Origin of the sequence: Pseudomonas sp., assembly GCF_037994325.1 — a bacterium.
In the GTDB taxonomy this organism is placed as follows: domain Bacteria; phylum Pseudomonadota; class Gammaproteobacteria; order Pseudomonadales; family Pseudomonadaceae; genus Aquipseudomonas.
In genome coordinates, this window is sequence record NZ_JBBNAH010000711.1 from 1 (window position 1) to 1,633 (window position 1,633).

2 protein-coding genes are annotated in these 1,633 nt (G+C 64.0%); both read left to right on the forward strand.

The features are described from left to right. Positions 1-159: 159 nt before the first annotated feature. On the forward strand, positions 160-1,074 hold the full coding sequence (locus AAAB16_RS23510; RefSeq protein ID WP_340665519.1) for a GGDEF domain-containing protein: 915 nt from the start codon (positions 160-162) through the stop codon (positions 1,072-1,074). 7 nt (positions 1,075-1,081) lie between these two features. Beyond that, the coding region (locus tag AAAB16_RS23515) for an AraC family transcriptional regulator ligand-binding domain-containing protein (protein WP_340665520.1) at positions 1,082-1,633 on the forward strand (552 nt) is incomplete at its 3' end.

The window sequence follows — 1,633 nt, forward strand, 5'->3', positions numbered from 1 at the left end:
CTGGTGAGCTGGGCGCAATTACCCCGTCGTCCCCGCGCAGGCGGGGACCCAGAATCTCGCGACGAGCGCAGTTCACCGCGTCACTCTTAGCGCCCGGATTACGAAGCGTCGGACCGCAACACGGAAACGACGGCAAGTCGAAAAAGGAAGCGAAACCCGATGTCCAGCCTGTTGCACCACCATCGCTTAAAACTTACCGCGCTGTTTCTCGCCGCCAACCTCGGCTTGCTCCTGCACCTCGCCGCCGGTGACCTGAAAGCCGTCGCCGAATGGGTATGGCTGGATATCGTTGGCGAAGGCGGTTCCACGCTGTTGTCGTTGGTCTGGCTGGGGCTGATCTTAAAAAGCCGCCCGGCCGGGCGCGTCACCAACCTGCTGGCCATCGGCCTGAGCTGCGTGTTTTTTTCCTGGTGGATTGACCTGCTCGACGAATTTATCCGCCTGCCGGACAGCATCACCTGGGACCACTGGCTGGAGTCGGCGCCCATGCCGGTCGGCCTGCTGTTTCTCACCTATGGCATGTACCACTGGCACCACGAACAACTGGCCATTTCCCAGCAGATGGAAAAGCGCGAGCGGCTGTTTCGCGAGCACCGCCTGTTCGACAAACTCACGCCCTTGGGCGGCGCCGATTACCTGCGTCGGCAGCTGCACCTGAGCCTGCAACAGAGCGCGCGCGACCAGCAGCCGTTGTCGTTGGTGGTGGTGGATATCAACCATTTCGACGGCATCAACCAGCGCTACGGCCATGACGAGGGCGACCGCGTGTTGCAGGCCACTACCCAATTGCTGCTGCTGAACCTGCGCCAGCAAGACCTGCTCTGCCGCCTGGCCGGCGACCGGTTTGTGGTGCTGCTGGCCAATACCGGCGAAACCCTCGCCAGCCAGCTGGCCGGCGAACTGCGCGCAGCCGTGCAAAGCCTGGCGCACAAGACCCGGCAACACGGCGAACGCCTGCAGCTCAGCGTCAGCGTCGCCAGCGTTATGGCCCTGCAGGAAACCCCAGAAAGCCTGCTGCAACGCCTTAACCTGGCGCTGGCCAAAGCCAAGCGTCCGTTGGCCCTGAGCGCCTGAGCCGGCCATGACGCTGCCCTGCCCCTGGTACGAATGCGACAGCCGCGTTATCGCCGCGCACCAGCAGCCCGCCACGCTGATTGAGCTATGCCTGTCGCGCGGTATCGACAGCCATCGCCTGCTGCGCGGCACCGGCTTGTTTGTTGAAGACGTGCCCAAGGCCGATACGCTGATCAGCCCCAGCCAATTTCTCACCCTGATCGACAACGCCCAACGCCTGCTCGGCGCCGACGACTCCAGCTTTCTCTTCGGCCAACGCCTGCTGCCCGGCCATCACGGCGCCGCCAGCCAGGCCCTGGCCTTGGCCAACAACCTGCAACAGGCGCTGGAACTGCTGGGCGAACTGCGCGCCCTGCTCTCGCCACTGCTAAGCCCACGGCTGCTGCTTGACGAGCAATACGCGTACCTCTACTTTCTCGACAGCTGCGGCGCCGGTGCGCAGCAAGGGTTTCTGCTTGAAGCCAGCATGACCGCGGTGGTCGCCATGAGCCGGCGCCTGGGCGGTGAACACCTGCCCTGGCAATGTCATTTTCGCCAGGCGCCGCCGCGCTATATCGAA